The sequence below is a fragment of the Salegentibacter echinorum genome, from assembly GCF_900129445.1.
In the GTDB taxonomy this organism is placed as follows: Bacteria; Bacteroidota; Bacteroidia; order Flavobacteriales; family Flavobacteriaceae; genus Salegentibacter; species Salegentibacter echinorum.
Window position 1 is genome coordinate 796,487 of the sequence record NZ_FQVT01000001.1, and the last position, 26,009, is coordinate 822,495.

The 26,009-nt window shown below is 36.2% G+C and carries 24 protein-coding genes and 1 riboswitch; of the genes, 12 read left to right on the forward strand and 12 right to left on the reverse strand.

Annotated elements, in window-relative coordinates:
* Window positions 1-63 precede the first annotated feature (63 nt).
* From BUA71_RS03590 to rlmD, 6 genes are all read right to left on the reverse strand, one after another.
* Window positions 64-792 carry a shikimate dehydrogenase family protein gene (locus BUA71_RS03590; RefSeq protein ID WP_072876749.1) on the reverse strand — a complete coding sequence of 243 codons (729 nt, stop codon included), beginning with the start codon at window positions 790-792 and terminating at the stop codon, window positions 64-66.
* Window positions 789-1,814, reverse strand: coding sequence for a DUF368 domain-containing protein (locus BUA71_RS03595; protein ID WP_072876751.1), 1,026 nt, complete (start codon window positions 1,812-1,814; stop codon window positions 789-791). The genes BUA71_RS03590 and BUA71_RS03595 overlap by 4 nt, the downstream gene beginning before the upstream one ends.
* The gene (locus BUA71_RS03600) at window positions 1,801-2,739 is read right to left on the reverse strand and encodes a DUF368 domain-containing protein (protein WP_072876753.1); all 939 of its coding nucleotides are present in this window, start codon (window positions 2,737-2,739) and stop codon (window positions 1,801-1,803) included. Before BUA71_RS03600 ends, BUA71_RS03595 begins: the two co-directional genes overlap by 14 nt.
* A gap of 214 nt (window positions 2,740-2,953) precedes the next feature.
* Window positions 2,954-3,658 (reverse strand): DUF6048 family protein, encoded by a 705-nt coding sequence (locus BUA71_RS03605; protein ID WP_072876755.1) that lies wholly within the window; start codon window positions 3,656-3,658, stop codon window positions 2,954-2,956.
* Window positions 3,624-4,151, reverse strand: a complete 528-nt coding sequence (locus BUA71_RS03610) for a DUF6452 family protein (protein WP_072876757.1) — start codon at window positions 4,149-4,151, stop codon at window positions 3,624-3,626. Before BUA71_RS03610 ends, BUA71_RS03605 begins: the two co-directional genes overlap by 35 nt.
* Entirely contained in the window at window positions 4,152-5,561 is a 1,410-nt protein-coding gene (gene rlmD / locus BUA71_RS03615) for a 23S rRNA (uracil(1939)-C(5))-methyltransferase RlmD (protein WP_072876759.1), read from the reverse strand. It lies immediately after the preceding gene.
* 186 nt (window positions 5,562-5,747) lie between these two features.
* Here rlmD and rocD point away from each other — a divergent pair, with 186 nt between their 5' ends.
* Together rocD and BUA71_RS03625 are read left to right on the forward strand one after the other, a co-directional pair.
* Complete coding sequence (gene rocD / locus BUA71_RS03620) at window positions 5,748-6,992, forward strand: ornithine--oxo-acid transaminase (protein WP_072876761.1); 1,245 nt, start codon at window positions 5,748-5,750, stop codon at window positions 6,990-6,992.
* Between the two features lie 149 nt (window positions 6,993-7,141).
* Window positions 7,142-7,636 carry a CAP domain-containing protein gene (locus tag BUA71_RS03625; RefSeq protein ID WP_072876763.1) on the forward strand — a complete coding sequence of 165 codons (495 nt, stop codon included), beginning with the start codon at window positions 7,142-7,144 and terminating at the stop codon, window positions 7,634-7,636.
* Between the two features lie 42 nt (window positions 7,637-7,678).
* Here BUA71_RS03625 and BUA71_RS03630 read toward each other — a convergent pair whose 3' ends face one another.
* Window positions 7,679-8,152: a hypothetical protein gene (locus tag BUA71_RS03630; protein WP_072876765.1), complete on the reverse strand. Its 474-nt coding sequence runs from the start codon at window positions 8,150-8,152 to the stop codon at window positions 7,679-7,681.
* A 305-nt stretch (window positions 8,153-8,457) separates the two neighbouring features.
* Here BUA71_RS03630 and pdxH point away from each other — a divergent pair, with 305 nt between their 5' ends.
* From pdxH to BUA71_RS03650, 4 genes are all read left to right on the forward strand, one after another.
* On the forward strand, window positions 8,458-9,105 hold the full coding sequence (gene pdxH, locus BUA71_RS03635) for a pyridoxamine 5'-phosphate oxidase (protein WP_072876767.1): 648 nt from the start codon (window positions 8,458-8,460) through the stop codon (window positions 9,103-9,105).
* A 94-nt stretch (window positions 9,106-9,199) separates the two neighbouring features.
* Window positions 9,200-9,685 carry a SixA phosphatase family protein gene (locus BUA71_RS03640; RefSeq protein ID WP_072876769.1) on the forward strand — a complete coding sequence of 162 codons (486 nt, stop codon included), beginning with the start codon at window positions 9,200-9,202 and terminating at the stop codon, window positions 9,683-9,685.
* A gap of 3 nt (window positions 9,686-9,688) precedes the next feature.
* Window positions 9,689-11,791, forward strand: a complete 2,103-nt coding sequence (gene ppk1, locus BUA71_RS03645) for a polyphosphate kinase 1 (protein WP_072876771.1) — start codon at window positions 9,689-9,691, stop codon at window positions 11,789-11,791.
* Window positions 11,788-12,684: a Ppx/GppA phosphatase family protein gene (locus tag BUA71_RS03650; RefSeq protein ID WP_072876773.1), complete on the forward strand. Its 897-nt coding sequence runs from the start codon at window positions 11,788-11,790 to the stop codon at window positions 12,682-12,684. The genes ppk1 and BUA71_RS03650 overlap by 4 nt, the downstream gene beginning before the upstream one ends.
* Before the next feature lie 65 nt (window positions 12,685-12,749).
* Here the strand turns inward: BUA71_RS03650 and miaE are convergent, their stop codons facing one another.
* The 3 genes from miaE to BUA71_RS03665 all read right to left on the reverse strand — a co-directional run bounded on the left by miaE (window position 12,750) and on the right by BUA71_RS03665 (window position 17,041).
* Window positions 12,750-13,331: a MiaE family protein gene (gene miaE / locus BUA71_RS03655; protein ID WP_072876776.1), complete on the reverse strand. Its 582-nt coding sequence runs from the start codon at window positions 13,329-13,331 to the stop codon at window positions 12,750-12,752.
* A gap of 1 nt (window position 13,332) precedes the next feature.
* Window positions 13,333-15,270: a DNA polymerase III subunit gamma/tau gene (locus BUA71_RS03660; protein ID WP_072876778.1), complete on the reverse strand. Its 1,938-nt coding sequence runs from the start codon at window positions 15,268-15,270 to the stop codon at window positions 13,333-13,335.
* Window positions 15,271-15,886: 616 nt separating this feature from the next.
* The gene (locus BUA71_RS03665; RefSeq protein ID WP_072876780.1) at window positions 15,887-17,041 is read right to left on the reverse strand and encodes an ABC transporter substrate-binding protein; all 1,155 of its coding nucleotides are present in this window, start codon (window positions 17,039-17,041) and stop codon (window positions 15,887-15,889) included.
* A gap of 204 nt (window positions 17,042-17,245) precedes the next feature.
* Window positions 17,246-17,542, forward strand: a riboswitch (cobalamin riboswitch).
* A gap of 33 nt (window positions 17,543-17,575) precedes the next feature.
* Here BUA71_RS03665 and BUA71_RS03670 point away from each other — a divergent pair.
* On the forward strand, window positions 17,576-19,417 hold the full coding sequence (locus BUA71_RS03670) for a TonB-dependent receptor plug domain-containing protein (RefSeq protein ID WP_072876782.1): 1,842 nt from the start codon (window positions 17,576-17,578) through the stop codon (window positions 19,415-19,417).
* 79 nt (window positions 19,418-19,496) lie between these two features.
* Window positions 19,497-20,564: a DUF5074 domain-containing protein gene (locus tag BUA71_RS03675; protein ID WP_072876785.1), complete on the forward strand. Its 1,068-nt coding sequence runs from the start codon at window positions 19,497-19,499 to the stop codon at window positions 20,562-20,564.
* A gap of 81 nt (window positions 20,565-20,645) precedes the next feature.
* Here the strand turns inward: BUA71_RS03675 and BUA71_RS03680 are convergent, their stop codons facing one another.
* A complete protein-coding gene (locus tag BUA71_RS03680; RefSeq protein ID WP_072876787.1) occupies window positions 20,646-21,350 on the reverse strand; it encodes a hypothetical protein in 705 nt (234 codons plus the stop codon).
* A 695-nt stretch (window positions 21,351-22,045) separates the two neighbouring features.
* On the reverse strand, window positions 22,046-23,542 hold the full coding sequence (locus tag BUA71_RS03685) for a S41 family peptidase (RefSeq protein ID WP_072876788.1): 1,497 nt from the start codon (window positions 23,540-23,542) through the stop codon (window positions 22,046-22,048).
* Between the two features lie 121 nt (window positions 23,543-23,663).
* Here BUA71_RS03685 and BUA71_RS03690 point away from each other — a divergent pair, with 121 nt between their 5' ends.
* The 4 genes from BUA71_RS03690 to BUA71_RS03705 all read left to right on the forward strand — a co-directional run bounded on the left by BUA71_RS03690 (window position 23,664) and on the right by BUA71_RS03705 (window position 25,775).
* The gene (locus tag BUA71_RS03690) at window positions 23,664-24,179 is read left to right on the forward strand and encodes an RNA polymerase sigma factor (protein WP_072876790.1); all 516 of its coding nucleotides are present in this window, start codon (window positions 23,664-23,666) and stop codon (window positions 24,177-24,179) included.
* Complete coding sequence (locus BUA71_RS03695; protein WP_072876792.1) at window positions 24,160-24,612, forward strand: hypothetical protein; 453 nt, start codon at window positions 24,160-24,162, stop codon at window positions 24,610-24,612. The genes BUA71_RS03690 and BUA71_RS03695 overlap by 20 nt, the downstream gene beginning before the upstream one ends.
* A gap of 1 nt (window position 24,613) precedes the next feature.
* The gene (locus tag BUA71_RS03700; RefSeq protein WP_072876794.1) at window positions 24,614-25,138 is read left to right on the forward strand and encodes a DUF4252 domain-containing protein; all 525 of its coding nucleotides are present in this window, start codon (window positions 24,614-24,616) and stop codon (window positions 25,136-25,138) included.
* Between the two features lie 94 nt (window positions 25,139-25,232).
* Window positions 25,233-25,775, forward strand: a complete 543-nt coding sequence (locus tag BUA71_RS03705) for a DUF4252 domain-containing protein (protein WP_072876796.1) — start codon at window positions 25,233-25,235, stop codon at window positions 25,773-25,775.
* Window positions 25,776-26,009 lie beyond the last annotated feature (234 nt).

Sequence of the window (26,009 nt, forward strand, 5' to 3'; positions counted from 1 at the left end):
AAATGAATCAAAATTAAAAACCTCTGGGATTTCAAGATTTATTTATCTGGAAGCGATTTAATTTTATTGATTCCAAATCTCCCAGGCACTCTCGGCTTGTAATTCTAACATTTTTAATCCATTTGTAGTTGTGGCACCTAGTTCGGCTGCTTGTTTTAGAAGTGCGGTGGTAGCGGGATTATAAATAAGATCGTAAACCAGATGTTTTTTATTTAAAAATTGAAACGGGATCTCGGGGTGATCCATGACCTCTGGGAAAGTTCCCAGGGGTGTGGTATTAACAATAATGGTGTATTCCTGAAGTATTTCTTTGGAAAGTTCCTGATAACTAATTTTATTTTTGCCAGAGTTTCTCGAAACAAATTTAGTCTCAATATTTAATTTTTGGAAAGCATATTCCACTGCTTTTGAAGCTCCTCCCGTTCCCAGGATAAGTGCTTTTTTATGTTCCGGTCTTAAAAAGGGTTTAATAGATTTAGAAAAACCAATATAATCTGTATTGTGGCCTATAAGCTTGTTTCCCTTAACTTCAATCGTATTTACCGCGCCAATTTCTTTTGCTTCCGGAGACATTTCATCCAAAAAAGTGATAATTTCCTGCTTATAGGGAATCGTAACATTAAGTCCCGATAAATTTAGGCTTTCCTTTATCACATCACGAAACTCTTTAATATCCCTCAAATCGAAGTTGAGATATTCTGCGTCAATTTTCTCTTTTTCGAATTTTGTTGAAAAATAAGATTTAGAGAATGAGTAATCTATATTCTTTCCAATAAGGCCAAATGTTCTCATTTCAAAACAGGTTTATTGTTTTTTTTCTCATACCAGGCTAGTCCCAATACGATGAATATACCTACAAAGATAAAGAAAATTGCGAGCCAGGTTTCAAAAGAATTAAAAGCAGGGAAATATCTATCGTAATAATCTATAACCCCGTTTCCCTGACTGTCCAATAACATATCCCCATTCTCCTTCATTTTAAAAATCTTTTCTTTCCAGGGCCAAACAACACCCAACGAACCAGCAATAAACCCAATTATTGCTGCAAAAGTATCGTTTTTATAATTTTTAAGTACAAAGCCCAGTAAATGAGAAAGACTCACCAGACCGGCCAGAGAACCTGCAGCAAAAACCAACATAACCTGAAGAAGGCGCATTCTTGCCTCATTTTCCAAAAAGCTAAAGTCCAATACCAATAAGTTTGCAATGGTATCATATAAAGCATTTACCGAGTCAACCAACAATAAGACATAATTTCCCAGTAATATTAAAATAAACGAGCCCGAAAGTCCCGGTAAAGTCATCCCTGAAACCCCAACTATTCCGCAGAAAAATACAAACCAAAGATTATCATTTTCTTTGGCTGGCTCTAAAAAACTAATTGCTACTCCCGTGATAATTCCCAGAAAAATAAAGACCAGTGAGCGTTTGGTCCATTCATCAAAATCTTTACTAATATAATATATGGAGCCAATGATCATCCCAAAGAAAGCGGCCCAAACATAGAGTTCATAATGCAATATCAAATAGTCCAGTAACTTGGAAACACTAAAATAACTAATGAGCATTCCAAGAATAAGCAAGCCTAAAAACCTACCGTTCACATAATGAAAAAGGCTTTTAAATCGACCATTAATGAGTAAAATAAATGCGCGGTAATTAAACCTTTGCAGAGAAAAAATAAATTCTTCATAAAAACCGGCAACAAAAGCAACGACACCTCCAGATACGCCGGGAACTTTATTTGCCGCTCCCATGGCCAAACCTTTTAATACTAAAAGGACACGATCTGTAAAGGATCTAATCTGTTGCATTTGTATGTTCCTGATTCTTTGAGGCGAAAGACTCCAGTCCAATAATAAGAAAGAATCCTGCCAACATTAAAATAATGGCAAAAGCGGTATGTGCATCACCATTAAAATTCCACGGTAATACCGAAGCTTCTTTAAGCACCACTTCTTTATCTCCATACATTTCGGTTTCTAAAACGTGTTTCCACGGCCAAATTTTATTTAAAGATCCGGCGATGAATCCTGTTAAAACGGCCAGGGTTATACTGCTGTAATGTACAAAAAGCCATTTAAGAATTTTAGAAAAACTAAGTAAACCAATGACAGCGCCAACTGCAAAAATTCCTAAAGTTTTAAAATCAAAATCGTGGGCGGCTTCGGTAATTCTTTTGTACGCTCCCAGTAAGACTAAAATAAACGCTCCTGATATTCCCGGTAAAATCATTGCGCAAATAGCAATGGCACCAGAAAAGAATATAAACAAATAACTGTTGTTTGCAGCCATAGGAGGGAGGGAAACAATATAAAAAGCCACGGCTGCACCGGCCAGTAATGCCAAAGTTATTTTAAAATCCCATTTTGGTATTTGCTTGCCAACGTACCAAATACTGGCAACTACAAGGCCAAAGAAAAAGGACCAAATAAGAATAGGGTGATTTTCCAATAGGTAATTTGCTAATCGCATTACCGTAAAAACACTAATTAGAATTCCGGCAAATAAAGCGATAATAAAAGACCCGTTAAGCTGTTGCCACATTGCTTTAAAGCCTTTCTCTTTCCAGGTAGTAATGAGCGAAAGATTAACCCCGCTTATGGTAGATATTAATTCTTCATAAATGCCCGAAATAAAAGCGATGGTACCGCCAGAAACTCCGGGTACCACATCGGCTGCCCCCATGGCCATCCCTTTAAGGACAATTCTCACATGGTCTAAAAGGCTTCTTTGCATATTTAATGGGTATAGAATTAGGGCTCAAAGTTAGTAAAATAACTTACCTATAATACCTGAATTTAATGCAAATAATCACTATTATCCGGTAAAAGAATCAATCAATGGAACATTCGGAACGCTTTGCTGCAAGAGAAGAGACTACAGCAATGATAACTAATAAGCTATTATTCTCCTGAACACAACATAAATCAAGCTATTTTCTTCAGAAGAATTAATTTTTATAAAATGGGATTAAATAACTTATCCCATAACCATAGCCCACGCCAAAGTTGCTATCGTCGTAGGTTCGGTTAAACCCTGGTATCACGAGATTGTCAAAATTATCTGGCGTAGATTGAAAAAGACGTTGTTTAAGTTGCACATTTGCCGAAAGGAACAAATTATTGAACAACTCTACTTTTATCCCTAAAATCAACTCAGCCCAACTGGCTGTAAGTCCGCTATTCTCAATGGTTTCTGTACGAATATCTGGTCCAAAAAACTGATTGTTGGTGTAGATTTTATATTCTTCGGTCTCCTGGGTAAAGGTCGAGAAACCATAACGCACACCCACAAAAATCATATTTTGCATACCGGTCCAGTTTTCATAGGCATTGTATTCGGCGCCAATTTTAGCGTAGCTTCCCCGAGAAGTTACCTTAAGATTATCTTCCTCGTAGCCAATACTTTCATTTCCCAGTTCGGCAGCAGCATAATAATCTTTATACACCCTATAGTCTCCCATAACTTCAAAACCTGTATAATCGTCTTGCAGAATAGTTCTTGCCAGTTTGCTAAGATCTGTACCTACCCGCAAGCCAAACTTATCATTTTTTGCAAGCGTGTCCTGAACAGAAGCCTCCTGAGCAACTGTATCAAAGCCGGTCAATAAGAAAATTAAGCTAAAAAAATATGCTAATGTGTGCTTGTGTTTCATCTTCAATATTGGGTTCTTCAATAATATAAGAATCTATCCAGGATCCATCTTCGCCACCACTAAGCGTTAATTTCATACTGTTGTAAATTACCTTGTAAGCACAGGCCCGGTTAATATAAATTTGTTCCCGGCCGTAAGTAAAGCTAAGACTATCTGTTTTGGCAATAAGGTCTGGATCTTCCTCCTCTTCATCTGCATTGTCAAAAAGGGTGAATGCATAAGTAGTTAGGTTCCTATCGGTGCGTAATGGAATAGCGAAACTATCACGATTTATGGTTTTGTAGAGTGCTGTGTCTTTTCCCGCTACGGTGGCTCTAATACTTAAATTAGTTGGAGTTTTGGGGCTGTCCCTGTCTTCGGCATCATAAAACCGCAAGACAAGCATAGGCGTGGTTTGCGTAGTTTCGGGACAAATATCGTCTCTTTGGCAACTCATAACCAGTAGCAGTAAACCAATACTTCCCAATAATCTATTTAAACTTTTTTTATTCATCTACCTTCTTTCTAAACAAACAACATTCTCTACGTGGTGAGTTTGTGGAAACATATCTACCGGTTGTACTTTGGTTACCTTATAATGCTCATCTAATAAAGCCAGGTCTCTGGCCTGTGTGGCCGAATTGCAACTTACATAAACAATGCGTTGTGGCAAGATACCAATAATTTGCGCAATCACATCTTTGTGCATCCCGTCCCTGGGCGGATCGGTAATTATAACATCTGGTGCACCGTTATTACTAATAAATTCTTTAGAAAAAACCTTTTTCATATCGCCTACAAAAAAATCGGTATTCTCTATTTGGTTTCGTTTAGCGTTTTCTTTAGCATCGTGAATAGCCTCTGGAACTACTTCTACGCCAATTACCTTTTTTGCTTTTTTGGCAACAAATTGGGCTATAGTACCGGTACCGGTATATAGGTCGTACACCAATTCATCTCCATTTAAACTAGCAAAATCGCGGGTAATTTTATAGAGTTCGTAAGCTTGCGCCGAATTGGTTTGATAAAAAGACTTCGCGTTAATTTTAAACTGTAGTCCTTCCATTTGTTCAAAAATATGATCGCGCCCTTTAAAACAAACCACTTCCTGATCGTAAATAGTATCATTACCTTTTTCATTAATCACATATTGAAGTGAGGTGATCTCCGGGAACATTTCAGCTACTGCATTTAGCAATAATTCACGTTTTTCTTTATCTTCATAGAAAAACTGGATAAGCAACATAATTTCCCCGGTAGAGGAGGTTCTAATCATTAAAGTGCGAAGCATGCCTTCCTGTTTACGGGCATTAAAGAAACTTAGGTCATTCTCTTTCGCAAATTTCTTCACAAAATTTCTAATGGCGTTGCTGGGGTCTTCCTGTAAATGACATTTTTTAATGTCTAGAATTTTGTCCCACATCCCGGGAATATGAAAACCCAGGGCTTCCTTGTCTTCAATTTCTACTCCGCTATTTATTTCTTCGGCGGTAAGCCATCGACTATCGCTAAAGGAAAATTCCATTTTATTTCTGTAGAAATAGATCTCCTTGCTACCCAGGATAGGAGTGATCTCTGGCAATTCTATTTTACCAACCCTACGTAAATTATTTACTACCTCATCTTCTTTGTATTCCAGTTGGTATTGATAATCCATATTTTGCCATTTGCAACCACCACAGGTGCCAAAATGCTGACAAACAGGTTCGACCCTTTTTTCAGAAAGCTTATGAAAATTTATAGCAGTTCCCTGGTAATAAGCTTTTCGCTTTTTTAGCGTTTGGATATCGGCCACGTCTCCCGGTACCACGTTATCAATAAAAATCACCCTGCCATCTGGTGATTTGCCAATTCCTTTACCTTTCCCGCCTGCGCCGGTAATTTCTACGGCTTCAAAAATTTTCTTTTTATTTCTTCGTCCCATAGCCGCAAAAATAGGATAATTGCCAAGATTTATTCCTTGTCTCCTTGAAAATTTCGCTAAACATTTAGTAATTTGCGAAAACTCAAAATATTGGATGATTTCTCTCCTTAGTAGCCCGGAGTCTTATAAAATAAAAGAGGCAAAAGAAGGAATTATATATTTATATATTTTAAAAAACAATTGAATATGTCTTTACCAAAAATTACATCTTCAAAAGAAGCTATTGAATTAGAAGATCAACACGGCGCCCATAACTATCACCCGCTGCCGGTAGTGCTTAGTCGCGGTGAGGGTGTACACGTATGGGATGTGGAAGGAAAAAAATATTATGATTTTCTTTCAGCTTATTCGGCTGTAAACCAGGGTCACTGTCATCCAAAAATTATAGATGCTTTATCTAAACAAGCTTCTACTTTAACTTTAACTTCCAGGGCTTTCCATAATGACATGTTGGGGCCTTATGAGAAATTTGCTACAGAATATTTTAATTTCGATAAGCTTTTGCCAATGAATACCGGGGCAGAAGCGGTGGAAACTGCTATTAAGATCGCCAGGAAATGGGCTTATGAGAAAAAAGGAGTAAAAGAAACCGATGCGCAAATTATAGTATGTGAAAATAATTTCCACGGAAGAACTACTACCATTATCTCCTTTTCCAATGATGAAGGAGCCCGTAAGAATTTTGGACCATATACTCCCGGATTTATTAAAATTCCTTACGACGATGTAGATGCTTTAGAAAAAGTGCTTAAGGAAAATGATAATATCGCAGGATTTTTAGTAGAACCTATACAGGGGGAAGCCGGTGTTTACGTGCCTTCTGATGGATTTCTAAAAAGAGCCAAGGAACTTTGTAGTGAAAACAATGCGTTATTTATCGCCGATGAGGTTCAAACCGGAATTGCCAGGACAGGAAAGTTACTTGCCGTAGATCATGAGGAGGTAAAACCCGATATGTTAATTTTAGGAAAAGCTATTTCTGGTGGTGTTTATCCCGTTTCTGCTGTTCTTGCAGATAATGAAGTGATGGACGTTATAAAACCGGGACAACACGGTTCTACTTTTGGTGGTAATCCTCTTGCAGGTGCGGTTGCTCACGCAGCTCTAGAAGTAATTCAGGAGGAGAATCTAGCGGAAAACGCTGAAAAACTCGGCGGACTTTTCCGAAGGTTAATGAATGACTTTATACGTGAATCTAATATCGTAGAATTAGTTAGAGGGAAAGGATTGCTTAATGCTATTGTGATCAATGATTCTGAAGATAGCTCTACAGCCTGGGATATTTGTATGGCACTTAAAGAAAATGGATTACTCGCCAAACCAACCCACGGTAATATAATTCGTTTTGCACCTCCATTGGTAATGAACGAAGAGCAGCTTAAAGACTGTGTGAATATAATCACTACCACCTTAAAGCAATTTGAAAAATAAGAGTTTTTCGCATTGTTACTTTTAAAGAAAGCCTGTTGATTTTGACAGGCTTTTTTTATAGACAATTCTTACGCGAAATTTAAAAAGGAACATGAAAAGCGTCGATAAATGATAAAAAGTGTATTTTTGGCCGGAAATTATAGAAAATTATGTTAAGAAAAATCATTAAAATACACTTTATCTTCCTTGCAGTCCTTCCAATTTCCTCCTGTACTTCTGAAGATAATACTTCGACTCCTGTAGAAATTGTAGCGGAAAAATCTTTTGATTATTCTAAAATTGAAAAAGAGATTTTAAAGCTAGTAAATGATTATAGAACTACATTAGAACTCAACTCTCTTTATCCCAAAGCAGAAATTTCCTTAGAAGCAAGAGTACATAATTTTTATATGATTGAAAAAGGAGAAACCAGTCATGATAATTTTGCTGCCCGTTCCAATAGTTTAAAAAAGGTTTTAAATGCAAAAGCTATTGGTGAGAACGTGGCTTATGGTTATCGCACGGCAAATGCAGTTGTAGATGCCTGGATAGAAAGTGAGGGACATAGAGAAAATTTAGAAGGTAATTTTACACATTTTGGTATTTCTGTAGAAAGAGATGAAGCGGGAAGATACTACTTTACCAATATTTTTTTAAGACAATAAGTGTGCTAAATAAGGAGCAAGCTTACGAAACATTTTAAAAAACTATTTAAATTCATACATAAGGATGCGATGCTCCTCTTTATCAATCAAAGGATATTCGCCAAGATCTACTTCATAAATATAACCTTCTTCAATTGTATTAAAAATATCATATTCACTTTCTGCTTTATAACCCAAATTTTTCCGGGCATAATCTAACCAGGTTTGATAAAGAGGTAAATCCATTTTATTTTTAGAGATTACGGTTAAATGATCGCTTGTTATGTTAATTGAATAACGTTCATCTTCATTATTAGCAACCTTTTTAACATCAACCCATTTACCCTCGTTCATTTTCGATATTTTGAAATGACTTAAATCTGTTGGTTTAAAATCTACAGCATAGACCACATGATTTCTACTGTAATTATCAGGATTGGTGATGCCGCCCAGAGTGCAGCTTCCGAAGAATAAAGGAAAACAAAATAGTGCGAGAAGGAATAAAGTTGATTTTTTTAGATTAAAGTGTCGAAGCATACCTATTATAATTATTCAGAATGAATTTTATAAGTAGCTATCATAAATGTGAGAGGCATTTCAAAAATAACTAATAAGAAGTTTGTTTCCGGCGATTTAAGTGATTATTAGTCGAAGTGCAGGTTTTATAGATGAACTGACAATCTATTGGTTTAATTGTGGTTTTCCGTAATTTTGAAATAACTTTTAGTGACTGAAGCGGCTTATTTTTAGTTTAAATCAATTAATTCAAAAAAACAGAACAAGTATTTATTTTCCTTCCGGCTTCAGTCTAAAACTTGTAAATTGCAGGAAAGTAAAACGCTATGGAAAAAAACCTTAAAGATTACCGAAAAAGCTACGGAAAAGATGAACTGTTGGAAAGTCAAATTCCAAATTTTCCACTAGAACTTTTTGAAGCCTGGTTTGAAAAGGCAGAAGCACATCCTAAAATTGATGAAGTAAATGCAATGAACCTGGCTACCTGTGGAATTGAAGGTTTTCCTAAAAGCAGGATTGTATTACTTAAATCTTTTGGCACAGATGGTTTTAGCTTTTACACCAATTATAATTCAGAAAAAGCGAAAGATATTGAAGAGAACCCCAGGGTTTGTCTTTCGTTTTTTTGGCCGGCATTAGAAAGACAGGTAATCATTACTGGCGTTGCTATGAAAATTTCAGAAGAAGAATCTAAATCCTATTTCGCTTCCAGGCCTCGCGGAAGTCAATTAGGTGCCTGGGCTTCCAATCAAAGTCATGTAATTTCTTCCAGAGAGGAACTTCAGGAACAATTAAAAGAAGTAGAAGGGAAATTTGAAAATCAGAAAGTTGAAAAACCGGCACATTGGGGCGGATATCTCGTTACCCCAAGAAATTTTGAGTTTTGGCAGGGACGTAACAATAGATTACACGATCGCATAATTTATGAGTTTATTGAGAATGATACCTGGGAAAGAAAACGATTGGCTCCTTAAATTAAAGATGATTAATTAGATTAAAAAAATAGTACCAGGCAATTAAGTTAATTGCACTGCATAAAATAATTAGGAATACTTAAAAACTATAACGATGAAAAGGTTGATACTTATTAGGCACGGAAAGTCTTCGCGGGAACATAATGTAACCGATAAAAAAAGACCATTAAAAGAACGAGCTTATAATGATGCTGCTTTAGTACTTGAAGTTTTTAAGCAATTTCAGGAAGAGAAACCTTTTATTTGGAGTAGCCCTGCAACCCGGGCGCAAAGTACCGCAAAGATCTTTAAAGATGAGCTGAACATAGACGATAATAACTTTGAGATTATAGAACCGCTTTATACTTTTGAAGAAAAGGAGTTGTTAAATACCATTAAAACCTGCCCCAATGAAATTGACACCTTAATGGTTTTTGGCCATAATCCCGCGATGACCGAGGTAGTAAACACTTTGGGAGATAAAGAGTTTGAAAATGTTCCAACCACCGGCCTTAACGTTATAGATTTTGAAGTGCACAAATGGCCAGAACTTGATAAGGGTAAAAACATATTACATTTGTTCCCAAAAAACCTACGTTAATTTATGCCGAATAAGAAATATTTAAACAGGGAACTTAGTTGGTTACAATTTAACGCCAGGGTGCTGCAAGAGGCCGAAGATGAAAGTGTTCCACTCATTGAACGTTTGCGGTTTTTAGGGATTTTTTCCAATAATTTAGATGAATTTTTTAAAGTTCGTTACGCCACGGTGAAAAGGATAGATCTGGCGGGAAAAGCGGGCAAAAGTGTGCTTGGTGGTATAAAAGCCAGCGAGTTGCTGGAAGAAATTACCAAAATAGTAATTAAACATCAGGCCGATAGTCTTAGGATTTTAGCCGATATACAGCACCGTCTTAAAGATCACAATATTCATATTATCAATGAAAAGCAGGTTTCTTTTTCCCAGGCTAAATTTATCAAGGAGTTTTTTCTTTCAAAAGTGAGTCCGGCGCTCGTGACGATTATATTAAATGACCTTACCGAAATCCCTTCCCTAAAAGATAACGGGGCATACCTGGCCGTAAAAATGGTCATGAAAGAAGACAAAACCCAGGAAGGAATTTCTAAACTCCTGAATACTTCTGAAAAAGAAATTAGATATGTTCTTATTGAGATCCCTCGTAGTATAGAACGTTTTGTTGTATTACCCGAGGAGGATGATAAGCAGTACGTGATTTTATTAGACGATCTAATAAGACATAATTTGGGGTCTATTTTCAATATTTTCGAATATGATAACCTTTCAGCACACATGATTAAGATTACCCGGGATGCTGAGTTGGATATAGATAGCGATTTAAGCAAAAGTTTTATAGAAAAAATTTCCAGCAGTGTAAAAGATCGTATTAAAGGGGAGCCGGTTAGATTTGTCTATGATATGAATATTGCCGATGATACCCTGGCTTATCTTATGAATAAAATGGGTATAGATTCTACCGATAGTATTATCCCCGGGGGCCGTTATCACAATAGACGGGATTATATGAATTTTCCCAGTCTAGGAAGAGAAGAACTGCTATACAAACCTATTGAACCCCTTCCTATTCCCGGGTTAATTTTGCAAACCAGCTTGCTCGCCAGTATCGCCAAAAAAGATTATTTACTTTATACACCTTATCAAACTTTTGCCTATACCGTAAAATTCCTTCGGGAAGCAGCTTTAGACCCTAAAGTAAAAACTATAAAAATCACCATTTATAGACTGGCGAAAATATCACATATCGCCAGTTCATTAATCAATGCTGTAAAAAATGGTAAGAAGGTGATTGTACAAATTGAACTTAGGGCCAGGTTTGACGAAGTGGCAAATATTAAATATGCTGAACAAATGCAGGCCGAAGGAGTTCAGTTAATTTTTGGGGTTCCAGGCTTAAAAGTACACTGTAAAACCTGTGTAATTGAACGTAAAGAACACGGGAAAATTAAACGGTATGGCTTCATTAGTACGGGGAATTTAAATGAATCTACCTCACGTATTTATACAGATTATACACTTTTTACATCCCATCCCGAAATCTTGAAAGATATCGATAAGGTTTTTAATTTCTTTGAAATCAATTATAAAGTAAATAAATACAAACACCTTATCGTTTCGCCCCATTACAGTCGGCAGGTTTTTGCCAATTTAATTCAAACTGAAATTGATAATGCAACTAACGGTAAACCAGCGGGGATTGCTCTAAAGATGAACAGCCTTTCCGATAATATGATGATCGATAAACTTTACGGGGCAAGCGAGGCCGGGGTGGAAGTGAAACTCATTGTAAGAGGTATTTGTTGTTTAATTCCGGGAGTTCCGGGAATGAGTGAAAACATTAAAGTAATTAGCATTTTAGATAAATTCCTGGAACATCCCAGGGTGTTTATCTTTAAAAATGCCGGAGACCAACGTGTTTTTATTTCCTCGGCAGATTGGATGACGAGAAATTTAGACCATAGGGTAGAAGTTTCCTGTCCTATTTATGATGAAGATATAAAACAGGAAATTATTGACACATTTGATATTAGCTGGCGTGATAACGTTAAAGCGAGGGTGATTTCTCCAACGCAAGATAATGCCTATAAGAATGACAATGCCGCTGCGCACCGGTCACAATTCGAACTGTACAATTATTATTTAAATAAAATAGAAAACCAAAAATTTTGATTACACAGAAAAATTTTGCCGCGATAGATATTGGTTCTAATGCTGTTAGATTATTAATTTCTACAATTACCGAGAGTACCGATAGGGAAGATGTAGATTTTAAGAAAACTTCCCTGGTTCGCGTTCCCATAAGATTGGGAGCCGATGTTTTTGAAGACCAGTTAATTTCTGAAAATAATATTGAACGAATGATAGATACTATGCAGGCGTTTCAATTATTGATGAAATCCCACGGAATAGAAAAATACAAAGCTTGTGCAACTTCGGCAATGCGGGAAGCAGAAAATGGTGCCATAGTAGCAAAAAAAATAAGGGAAAGAACAGGTGTAGAAATTGAAATTATAGATGGGAACCACGAAGCCGCTATTATTGCTGCGACAGATTTAAATGAACTTATTCAAAATGACTGTAATTACCTTTATGTAGATGTGGGCGGCGGTAGCACAGAATTTACCCTTTATAGTGGAGGCAAAACTGTGGCATCTAAATCTTTTAAGGTAGGAACAGTAAGATTACTCAATAACCTGGTAGAGGATAATGCCTGGGAGGAAATGGCCAGTTGGGTAAAGGAAACCACGAAGCCTTATGAAGAGGTAGACCTTATTGGTTCTGGGGGAAATATTAATAATATCTTTAAAACCAGCGGAAAAAAGGAAGGGAAGCCGCTAAGTTTATCCTATATTAAAAAGTATAATGATTTGCTTAATTCTTTAAGTTATGAAGAAAGAATTATGGATCTGAATCTAAAGAGCGATAGGGCAGATGTAATTATACCGGCCTCAAAAATCTACCTGGAAGCTATGAAATGGGCTGGAGCCGATAAAATTTATGTTCCTAAAATAGGGCTGGCAGACGGCATCATAAAATCCCTGTATAAAGCTGACAAGGAATAACACTATTATAGTCTTTGTTCTGTAGAACTTTTAAACGCTACAGAACAAAGGCTAAATTCAATATTTTATCCATGTACGGTTTTATCTTTGCTTAAGTCTTTCATAATTTCGGCTTCAAACTCAAGCAACTCATTCCATTTTTTATCTACTTCACTTCTTTCACCATATTTCCTGGCATATTTAAGGAACATCGTATAATGATTTGCTTCACTAATCATTAATTTATGATAAAAATCTGCGAGCTCTTTATCCTTTAATTCTTCTGAAAGTAACCTAAAACGCTCGCAACTTCTTGCTTCTATAAGCCCGGCGATTAAAAGACGATGTACTAATTGCGTCGTCCTGCTGCCACCTTTTGGGAAGAATTCACGTAATTTATTCACATAAACATCTTTTCTATCCCGGCCAAGAAGGTGACCTCTTTTGCGAAGTTGCTCGTGCACCATTTTAAAATGTCCCATTTCCTCGCGCGCAAGTGCGGTCATCTCATCTACTAATTCGGGATGCTCGGGAAAGGTAACAATAATAGAGATCGCGGTAGAAGCGGCTTTTTGCTCACAATAGGCGTGATCTATTAAAATGTCTTCAATATTCTTTTCGGCAATATTTACCCATCTTGGGTCTGTGGGAAGTTTTAATCCTAACATATTAAACGTCTAAATCAAAAGTGGTTCTTAATTTTTCTAATAAAGGGTTTTTCTCTTTTAGCTTATTGTATTTTTCAATAGGCGTAAAAGCATATTTTTTAGCAGATTGTTCATTTATTTCAATAACCAGGCGAAGATGCGTGTTTTCCAGCTTTTGTTTTAAAAAGCCCATAAGCTTGTTTTGCTCCCGTTCCAGGTTAATTTTCATCGTGTCATTGGGCAGTTCTATAACAATTTGATGCTCTCCTCGCAGCCTGGGTAAATCGGTTTCCAAAATTGAAGCCAGGATTTTTGAGCCTTGATTTTTGAGCTTTTTTACATAATCATTCCAGATCATCTGTAAATGGGTCTCAGTAAATTTCCCGTTTAATTCAACCGCTTTAGTTGGTTGAGCGGCCTGCTGCCGGGCTTCCAGTTCCTTTTTCTTTTTGATACTCTTTAAAGATAAACCTGATACTTTTTCTTTTTTAATCCCGGCATCTTTTACCGGCGTTGCTTTAGGTTTGTCTTCTACTTGTTTTGAAGGATCCCGTTGCGGTTGCTGCGGAAGTTCTGCTATATCACTGGGTTTTTCTTTGGATTTTTCTTCAGAATATCCTTCCGGTTTCTTTTCAGGCTTTTCTTCAACTTCTTTCTCAACTCTATCTTGAGTAGGGACTATACTTTTTTTAGAGTGATAATCGTCGTTTTTATCATCTTTACAATAACTATTGGCGATTTCATTTTCCCCGGAAGGCAACTGGGATTCTTTTGGTGCTTCAGCGTGGGTTTCGGTATGTTCATTATCCCGCACTAATTTTTTTTCTTCCGAGGAAAGGGGAGTGGGGTGTTTTTCAAAAGCCTGAGCCGGAACTATTGACGCTTCAGGCTTTTTTTTTTCTTCACCAAAATTAATGGAAGCCAGTTGCATTAAACAAAGCTCTACCAGCAAACGTTGGTTCTGGCTCGCTTTATACTTTAAATCGCAATCGTTGGCCAGGTCTATGGCTTTTATTAGAAATTGATGATTTGTACTGGAAGCCTGTTTAAAATACCTCGCTTTAGTTTGTTCTCCTACTTCCAGTAAATCTATGGTTTTTTGATCTTTGCAAACCAAAAGATCCCTAAAATGTGAAGCCAGCCCACTTATAAAATGATGGCCGTCAAATCCGTGCGATAAAATATCATTGTAAGTGACCAGCAACTGCGGAATGTTATTTTCTAAAATTAAGCTAGTCATATTTATATAGGTGTCATAATCCAGCACATTCAAGTTTTCGGTAACTGCCTTTCGGGTAAGGTTTTTACCACTAAAACTAACTACGCGGTCATAGATGGAAAGTGCATCCCGCATTGCGCCATCGGCTTTTTGTGCGATGATATTTAGCGCATCTTCATCGGCATTAACATCTTCCTGTGCTGCAATATGTTTTAAATATTCTTTGGCGTCTTTTACCGTGATTCTTTTAAAATCGAAAATTTGACAGCGGGAGAGGATGGTGGGGATTATTTTGTGCTTTTCTGTAGTTGCCAAAATAAAAATAGCGTGCTGTGGTGGTTCTTCCAGCGTTTTTAAAAAGGCATTGAATGCCGATTGAGAAAGCATGTGAACCTCATCTATAATATAAACTTTGTAATTCCCTACCTGTGGAGGTATGCGCACCTGGTCTATTAGGTTCCTAATATCATCTACCGAGTTGTTAGAAGCGGCATCCAGTTCAAAAATATTAAAGGCAAAATCTTCATCGGGACTTTGGGTACCGTCCTGATTTATCATTTTTGCCAAAATCCTGGCGCAGGTTGTTTTTCCAACACCTCGAGGACCCGTAAAGAGTAAAGCCTGGGCCAGGTGATTGTTATCAATGGCATTTTTTAAGGTATTGGTAATGGCTTGCTGGCCAACCACATCTTTAAAGGTTTGCGGACGGTATTTACGGGCTGATACTATAAAATGTTCCATTGATGTTTTTTCCTAATTGGGAACTAACTTAGCGCTCTTTTCCCTGTAATTTTTAAATATGTAATAACTAAAATTCGAAGCTTGTTTCACGTGCTTTTCACGGAACACAAATATAGAAATAGCAGCCTTAATTTCTATGATAATACGGTATATTTATAAACAGCATTCTCCTGGATAAAGAAACAAGATCGCTTTCGCTGCAAGAAAAAAGAAGAAAGACCAAACTATAATGAATTGAGAATCCAGCTTTCTCATAAGTAATATTTTTCAACTAAGCCTTTTTGTAAAGATCTTCAAATACTCTGGGCTTATTAATTATGTTTTTATCGAACATCATTCAGTCAACTACGAAAAAGCATTTGTTATTGATTTTTCAGTTCATTTACCCTGAACCCTAAAGAGATTTCGTGAAAACGAAAGGAGTAAAAAAGTCCCTTTAGGAGGGGAGGGCGCTTTTTCTTTTCGGAGCATACTCATCATTGATCAATAAACAACCTGTTTTAGAGATGAATGAAAAGCTATAAGAAAAAAATCGCGACATTTCTTAACAAGACATCTTAAAGAAGAGACTTCACAGGTTTTGGAGATCGGTGAGGTCTGGTAACCACTAAAATTCCTACTTATTCAAAGCCTTAAAAAATATTCTTTTATAATTTGGCAATAACTCCGGATGAAAAATTGAAACCAGGTCTTTTAATATAAGATCTGGTCTTTGCGGTCCCTGCTCAAAATAGAGCACGCCACCGGTTTCCCCTTTTGCCAGGCTCACGCTGTAAACCTCTTTATTTTGTACTGCTTTAAACTGCTTGTAATGTTGGGATTCATTATAAAGTTGTGAATAAGAAGTATATTGTCCCACACTAATCCAGAAATCGGCGTCGGCGGCCTTTTCCAAAACACTTTCAAAAGAAAGGGACATACTACCATTTCCTTCGGTGTCGGCGTATATATAATTGGCATTGGCATCTTTAATAAATTGTGCCTGCCAGGAATTACCATAAGGCAAATACCACTGGTCTTTATACATTGCACCGCTAAGTACCCATGGTGTGCTCTTACTCGATTTTGCTAATTTTTTTACTTCAGAATAAGAACTTTCTATGTCACTAAAAACGGCTTCTGCTTTTGCCAGTTTATCGTAAAATAATCCAAAGAATTTTATCCACTCTGCTTTCCCAAGGGGTGTTTTTTCGGTCCAATCTCCGTTATAAATTACAGGAATTCCTGTTTTCTGAATTGTTTCCAAGCTTTTATTACTGGCATCCATTGCAAAACCAATTACTGCATCGGGTTGCAGTTCGATTAAAGTTTCGGTATTGATATTTTCATTTTTCCCCAGTTCTTTAATTTCTTCGGAAGCAATTAAATCACGTGTTTTTTGAGAGGAAATATAATCGAGTCCCGGGAACCCAATAAGTGTTTTTTCTTCCTGAAGCGCTTCCAAAGCCGGAATATGTGTAGTAGAAGTTACTACAATATTTTCTACCGGTATTTGCACTTTTTGATCGTATTCAAGGTCTTTAGGGATAACTGCGTTTTCTCGAAAAAGAACGTAGGTAAAACCTTTTTCTGCCCCCGGCCACGGTTTTTTTACCTCTAATAAATAAAAATCATTATAAGTCTTAATATTGAAGTTGTTAGCGTGGTTTAATTCAACTTCTTGTTTAATTGATTTATCGGTATTTTTTTCTTCGGATTCATTGTTTTTACATCCGCTGAAAAGTAGAAGAGTCAGTAAAAGTTGAAATAGATTTGCAGTTTTAAAAAGCATAGTAATCGTTTAGCTGGATCGTATTTTAAAAGGATAAAAGTAGTAAAAAATTATTGTCACTAATTATTCACTAATGTCCTATGGAGTTTACCGACTGTTTGCGGGGAAGTTCTCACAGGTTTCAAAAACCTGTTAGAGTCGTTGCCTTAATGAAACAACAGGTTTTTATTCAGGATTTAATGAGGTGAACCCAATTAATTGTTTAATTTCGCACAAAATTTTGGTTCGGAAGTGAAGTTTTTCACACCGATTAAAAGGGAATCAGGAAACAATAAAGTACGAAGTTAGAAATTGGAAGTACGAACTTAGAAGTACGAAGTGAAATACTTCTAACTTTAAATCTCTAACCTCTAACTTTAAAAAAAGGCCTGAGCTGTTCCCGCAACTGTAAGCTATAAAGTTTGTTGTAAATACTTCAAAACCACTATCTTAATTACCATGGGATGGGAAGGTAAACAGCAAGACGCGAGCCAGGAGACCTGCCAAATGACAACTAATAATTCTTAGACTTTCGGGATAAAAGTTAGAAGGCACATGAAAACATTTATACGTTACATTCTTATACTTAGCTACTTTACAGCTGTTCCGGTATTTGGACAAGCCGATTCTATTACCATACTGGATGAAGTTTTTTTAACCGACACCAAGTTAAAAGATTTCTCTACAGGACAGGAAGTAACTATTTTAAACGATTCGGTTTTAAAGAAAAATGGTGCCCTGCTTACTTCAGCCCTGAATTTTAATACGAATATTTACTTTAAAGAAAACGGTCTCGGTATGGTTTCGTCTCCATCTTTTAGGGGAACGAGCGCTTCACAAACTGCGGTTTTATGGAATGGGATTAACATTAATTCGCAATTTAATGGGCAAACCGATTTTAATACTATAAATGCCGGGGGTTATGATAATATTAGTATTCGCGGTGGTGGGGGTAGCGTGGTGTATGGTACGGGCGCTGTTGGTGGAACCGTGCATTTAAACACCCAACTCGATTTTAGCAAAGAAACCCAGAATGATTTCTTTTTGCAATATGGCAGTTTTAATTCGTTGGATGCGCGTTATAAATTAAAAACTTCAACAGAAAAATGGAGCCTTAGTATTGCCCTGGCTAGAAATTCATCTGATAATGACTATGAGTGGCCGGGTAGGTATAGAAAAAATGAAAACGGAGAATTCTATAATAATAATCTTAATGTTGCGATAGCTTATCTCTTAAACGAGAACAATACAGTAAAATTCTACAGCGAAGTGTTCGACGGGGAACGGCATTTTGCGCTTATTAGACCTTCAGAAACTAAAACCAAATACCAGGATTTTAATAATCGCAGTTTATTGGAATGGGTGAGTGAATTTGGTGATTTTATTTCAGTAGCTAAAATGGCCTATCTTGATGAAAATTATAAGTATTTCGATAATATTGCCAGAGAAAATTATTCGTCTGGAAATGCCAATACTTTTATAGGAAAATATGATTTAAAATTTTTAGTTTCAGAAGAATTACAATTCAATACCGTGCTTAGCAACACCTATACCGATGGAGATGGCAGCGGAATTGAAAAGAATACCCGAAATATTTTTTCCGCAGCACTTCTAATGAAACATAGACCGGTTGAAAAATTGGATTATGAGCTGGGAATTAGAAAAGAAATAACAGGGAATTATGAAAGTCCGTTGTTGTTTTCGGCTGCTGCAGCCTACAATTTCACCTCTTATTATAGTCTGAAATTAAATGTTTCCAGGGATTTTAGAATTCCCACCTATAACGATTTGTATTGGAGAGACGCCGGTAATCAAAACTTATCACCAGAAACTTCCAACCAGGTAGAACTGGGAAATCAATTTAATTATCGCAATTTCAGCCTAAACTTAACCGGTTATTATATGCAAATTGACGATATGATAAGATGGTTGCCAGCAGAAAACGGAGTTTGGCGTCCTAAAAATGAGGAAAGCGTAGAAATCTACGGCTTGGAAAGCAAGCTGCAGTGGGAAAATAAAATTTTTAACAATCACTATTTAAACCTAACAGGAACTTACGCCTACACGGTTTCAGAGAACAAAAATACCGGCAGGCAGCTTATTTACGTGCCTTTCCACAAGGCTACAGCGGCTGTGAATTATGTTTTTAATGATTTTAGTATAGATTATCAATTTCTCTATAATGGTGATGTCTTTACCAGATCTGATAACAACGAAAAATTTAAAATTGATGCTTATATGATCTCCAATCTGGGAATATCCTATGATTTTGGAAAGGAAAATACATTTACAATAGGAGCCAGGATACTCAACATTTTTAATGAGGAATACCAAAATGTAGAAGATCGCTTTATGCCCGGTAGAAATTTTAATATGTATATAAACTTTAATCCTTAACCAGCAAGAGGCTGAACGAAAAATAGTAAAACAAAACTATGACACTATTTGTTCAGGTTATTGCTAAATTTTAAAACCAATGAAAAGAATCAGTAAACTTTTAACTATGGCCATATTAAGTGGCTTATTTTTGAATTCGTGTAGTAGTGACGACGACATTAATGAACCTGTGAAGCCACAGCCGGAAAACAGCTATAATGATGGTTTTTTTGTGTTGAATGAAGGTTCTCAAACAGCTGGAACGGTAACTTATATTAGCGACGATTTACAAACTTCAGCTCAAAATATTTATGAAGTTGTAAACGAAGACGATGATTTGGGAGAATTTATTCAGTCCATTGTCTTTGAAGATGATCTTGCTTATATTATTTCTAATGGATCAAACCTTATTACAATTGTAAATCGCTATACTTTTGAGTTAGTTGAGAAGATAGATAGTGGTTTACTATCCCCAAGATATGGCGTGATTGAAAACGGCAAACTTTACGTAACTAACCAGGGATCTTATGAAGAACCGGGAGCAACAGAATTTGACGATTTTATAGCAATAATTGACCTGGAGAGTTTAACGGTTGAAAAGACTATAGAAAACAATACTCCTCTTGAATTTATAGAAGAAGAAAATGGTTTAATTTATGTGCAAAATGCCGCTTTTAATAATGGGAATGGTATTACGGTAATTGACGCTACTTCCAATGAAATTATCAATACCATTAATACCCTGGAAAATCTTAATTCTTTTGAAATTGAAAACGGAGTGCTTTATGCATTGAATACTTCAAGTTTAGAGAAAATTGATTTAGCTTTAGGAGAGGTGCTTTCAAAAATTATGATAGCTTCTGAAGTTGGAACACCAACCAACTTAGTTTTGGAAGATGGAATGATTTATTATACCATAGGCAATTCGGTATTTACGATGTCCGAAAATGCTGAAGAAGCACCAGATGAAGCGTTGTTTTCATATACTACAGACTCTGGTCAATATGGAAAAATGTATGGTTTTGAAGTGGAAGATGATAGGATCTATATAGCCGATGGCGGAGATTTTTCTTCTAACAGCTTTGTTGAAATTTATACGACCAGTGGTGAGTTACTGGAAAACATAACGGTTGGAGTAGGACCTAATGGTTTTTACTTTAACGACTAGGTTTGTTTTTCTTTAGACCTACAACCAAAAAATCCCCGTTTTATCTAAAGCGGGGATTTTATTTTTTAGAATTAGCTTCTCTTAATTTTGTTGTGTAATTATGCTATTATTGTGACCTCCGTTTTGAAAAACTGAAGCATTATGATTGGCACCGTCCTGGTCTGACCAAGCACTATTATTTCCAGCCCCTACCTGATGATGGGTAAGTACATTACCATCACCGTTTTGATAAGTGTAAGAATCATTTTCACCAGCAACATATTGTGAAGTCGTTACTATGTTTAAAGTTCCATCTTGCTCTTGATAAGAGTAGTTTCCATAACCTTTCTGTTCTGTATCAGCAAGGTTACCATCCCCTTCCTGGTAAGTGTAAGCATCATTGTGGGAATTGAACTGATAGGTTGTAGCTTTGTTACCATTACCTGAACCATCTTGTTCAATATAAGCATAATTTGCAGGACCGCCACTATACTGTATGATATCGGCTTCATTTGATGTTCCAGATTGCACAACATAAGCCTCACCTGTATGACCATGTAGTTGTACAGATGCATCCTGTAAGGTTCCGCTTTGTTCAATGTCTGCTAGATTATCGTATTTTCTTTGGCTCACGTATGCCGTGTTATCACTACCAATTTGATCTACATAAGCTTCATTATTAGCTCCTGTTTGAATAATGTTTGACTCATGGTCTGTCCCTGTTTGATTGACTGCTGAGCCATTACCTTGAGCAAAAATCATCGCCCCACACATTAGCGCCGCTGCGCTTAATACAACTTTTTTCATAATAAAATATTTAAAATGGTTAATAGATTCAAAAATTGCAGACAAAATAAAATTAGATGAAACTATATTTTAATTCCTTTTTGGGGATAGGATAATTTTGTCAAAAGAATGAATTGTTGTAGGTAGCTTTTCAATCTCAATCTTAGGGCTAATTTAAATGAAATAAGTAGTTCCAAAATATTAATTTTCGAAATACTCGTTGAAATGCAACTGCGGGTTTTCCATTACTTTAATAGTTTAGATTAGGCCAGACCTGATGTTTCTCGAAATGGTAAACTTTCAAGATCCTGAAGAATTATATTCTGGTGTCTTCTTATTCCTACAAAAATCAATCTTAACGAAAATGGGTCCGAAAAAATAAATCACAAAAATGGTGTATTTAAGTAGAATGCGAGTACGAAATTCGTGTTTAAAGCTATTTAAGTTAGAAGGTTATGTATGTTCTGTAAAAACAAGATTATGAGCAAACTTTCAGCTATAGTTAGATCTCAAAGCTATTTGGAAACTTAAAAAAAAGAGTTAGTTGAGAAATATTAATTCTGAAATAGAAAGATTTTTAGTTAGTTAAAGTTTAATATTCTCCATTTTTTCCTTGCAGCGAAGCGATCTTAATTTTTCGTACAATAGATATAGATTATAATAAAAATCCCCGTTTTATCTAAAGCGGGGATTTTATTTTTTAGAATTAGCTTCTCTTAATTCTTGAACGCAGAAGCTTTCTTTTTAAAAACTTCAGGAAGCTTATCAATATACATTTCCTGATAAAGCGGCTTGCCGGCACTAGATTCTTTAAATTCATTATACCAGGAAGCCGGTTGGCTATGCGGCCTTTTAGTCATTTTACCGGTAATTTTTGCAATAGCTGCAGCCAGGAGCGGATCTGAAGTTTCTCCCAGTTCCCCAAGGTTCTCAATATCCTCTACAATTTCCACATCGGGGGTTAATCCATCGTAAGGAACTCCAACATCGTTAGCATTTACAGATTCATAAACCAGCGGTTGAATAGCATATTTATGCTTTGGGTTAGCGCCGTCTTTCCCAAAGTCTTCAGAATCATATAGCGTAACTGAAGCTTGTGATTTTCCAACAGACTCATCGCCAATGGTAACCACATTTATATAAGGATCTAAACCATTAATTACCAACTCACTGGCAGATGCTGTACCCGAAGACATAATCACATATAAATTTTCGAGTTTTAAACTATTAATATCAGCATCGCCAATTTTATCTGTAAACCTATTGTATAGTCTATCTGGATCCTGTTCTAGAAAGAATTCCTGATAACTATCATTCCACTGCTGCTTGGCAAAAACATCTCCTTTAAACTGGCCACTAATCATACTGGCCAGCCTGGTTGCTGTTCTTACGCTCCCACCGCCATTATACCTAAGGTCTAGGATTAAATTGCTTATATTTTCACTTTTAAATTCAGCAAATTTCGCATTCAGTTCATCATCAAAATCACTTACAAAACTATTGTACATTAAGTAACCAATCTTTTCTCCTTCTATATCCAGAGTTTTGCTAATTAAAATGGGACTTTCGGTTAGCGTTTGTGAGGAAATTGTGATGCTGTTATCACTATCTATTACCGTATTGTCTTCAATAGTCGCCAGTCCAAAAGTGATGGAGCCATTTTGAAGCAAATCCTGATAATTATCTATGGTAAGCACTTCGTCGTTTATCCTGGTAAAGAGATCACCTCTTTTAACGCCTGTACCTTCTGCATTACTTCCGGGTACAATATATCTAATCACTCCAAAAATATTATCCCCGCTGGAAAATCTGTATAGACGGTAGATTACGCCGGTAGTTTCTGCAATTCCGGCGAAACTATTTTCCAGGGCAACATAATCGTCGGTGATAAAACTAAAACGATCTTCAGTAATGGTTAGTCCGTCACTAAAAAGTGTTTCGGGGCTATCCCAATCTTCAAGAAAATCATATAAATCATCCTGATCTGTAAATTTATCGTCGGCTAAATTAGGTACCTCACTTTTATAAACATAGATATTGTTCATTCCCTTCCAAACAAAATCTTTAATCTCCAGATCCAGGCTAACTTCGGTTGAATCGCCACCTGCAATTGGAGGGGTGACCGGTGGGGCAACATCGTCTTCGTCTTTAGAGCAAGAACTTAAAGTACCGATGCTTAGAAATAATAATAAAATTAGTTTGTTAATCTTCATAAATGTTAAGTTTGTTTTAGATTGTTAAAAGTACCCAGAATAAATTAATATCAAAATCCCATTGTAACAAAACTTACCCCAAATCGTTTAAAAGATAAGAAGGTTAGTAAACCAACTCAATATGAAACAACAGGTCTTCCTGGAAAAAATAAACCCGGTGAAAGATAAAATGTACCGACTTGCCGTGCGGTTACTCGTCTCTAAAGAGGCAGCCGAAGATGCAACCCAGGAGGTAATCCTTAAATTATGGCAACGTAAAAAAAAGATCAAGGATTATACCAATATTGAGTCTTTTGCAATGACTGCTACTAAAAATTATTGCTTTGATGAATTAAAATCAAAAAAGAATAATAATTTAAGGATTGTTCATCAAAATTATGAAAACAAAACTGTGTCTGTTCATCGGGATTTGGAGTTAAAAGATGAATTGAGCTGGATTGAGAAAATTGTGAATGATTTACCGGAGCAGCAACGACTTGTTTTTCAGCTTCGGGATGTAGAGCAAATGGATTTTGAAGAAATTGGTGAGATTACAAAAATGAAAAATACGGCGATGAGAGTAGCCCTTTCGCGCGCCAGGAAAAAAATAAGGGAGAGCTTAACAAAAAAGCACGACTATGGAATTAAAGGAAATTAAAATTTTACTTGAGAAATACGAAACCGGTGAGAGCAGCCTGGCCGAAGAAAAAATGCTTCGGAAGTATTTTAGGAACCATCAGGTGCCGGAAGAATTAAAAGCTTATCAGGGAATTTTCGCATTTTCCGAAGTAGAAAAAGAAAAGAAAAGCACTGTTAATGGGACGTTGCCAGAACCTGTTAAAAGTTATAAACATTTATGGACGGGTATTGCTGCGAGTATTATCTTGCTCGTTGGTATTTTCCTGTTTCAGGATGACTCCAGTGAAATGCAGGATTCTGAATTAGGTACGATTCAGAATGAAGAAGAGGCTTTACAGAAAAGTATGGAAGCTTTAAAAATGGTTTCAAAACTGATGAATGAGAGCAAACAAGACCTTATTTATCTTAAAGAATTCAACAAAACAAAAGACAAATTTTTAAAAACCGAATAGTATGAAAAAATTGGCAATAATTTTAATCCTGGGATTGTTTCCTATGGTCTCGCAGGCACAAGCCTTTAGTAAGTATGAGAATATGAAGGATGTAGATGCGATGGTGATGACCAGCAAAATGTTTAAGATGCTCGCTAAAGTGGATCTTAGTGACGATCATCCCGAAACCAGGCAATACCTTAAACTCATTGAAAATCTTGATGAAATTAAGATGTTTACCAGTTCCACAACTTCGGTAAGACAACAAATGGAAAAAGATGTAGAAAGTTATTTAAGTTCCAATGCTTTAGATCAATTAATGCGTGTAAAAGAAGATGGTAAAAATATTCGTTTCTATTCAAAAAGCGGAAGAAACGATAGTGTGGTAAGTGAGTTATTTATGTTTATGGAAGGACAGGAAAAAGGCAAGCCCATTTCTATAATCCTTAGTATTACAGGAGATATAGACCTTTCTCAGCTCTCGCGGCTTACTTCAGACTTAAAAATACCCGGAGCCGAAGAGCTTAAAAACGTAAAGAAGAACTAATTGAATTTATAGCATAACCTTAGCGGAAATTTATTCAAAAATACTATTGAAGTAGATCTATACCCTTAAATGTATTAGTTAAAAAATTAGAAAAATGAAAACAATAAAAACAAGCCTGGTATTCTTTTTCGCTATTATTCTGGTTTCCTGTTCTAACGAACAAAGTTTACAGGAATATAATGTAGAAAATCAGCAGAATAATAATTTTATGGCTTTAGATATACCTACCAGTATGTTTGCTAATGCTGAAAATCTTAGTGTAGAGCAAAAGGAAACCCTGCAGAGCGTTAAAAAAGTAAATTTATTGGGATTATCTATTGAAAATGGCCGGGAGGATTATGAAACCGAGAAAGAAAATCTTGAGAATATCCTGAAACACGAAAAGTATCAACTGCTTATGAAATACGGTTCCAATAGCCGAAAAGCAGAGATTTTCTTTACCGGGGATGAAGAAGCTATAGACGAACTCATTGTTTATGGATATGATGATACCAAAGGAGTAGGGGTGGCCCGTGTATTGGGCAAAAACATGAACCCCACAGCCTTGCTCGATCTCATGAAATCTTTAGATAAAGGTGATATTAATATTGATGGTTTAAAGAAAGTCACCGGTATTTTTAAAGATGAAATGGAATGATTGCTGATGCGGTGATTCGATGATGTGTTAATGTGGTGATGTGTAGTGTTTTGATTTCAAGCAATGACATTCATTAAATAGTTGAAGTTTGCAATAGAAAATTTTAATAAATCACAACAGATCGCCACCTCCTTCGTCCTATCATTGACGTATTTATGTAACCAACTGTTTTTCAGAAAGTTCATATCCGAGTTTTCTTGCTATTTTCAAGATATTTCGTTGTTTTTGTTCGAC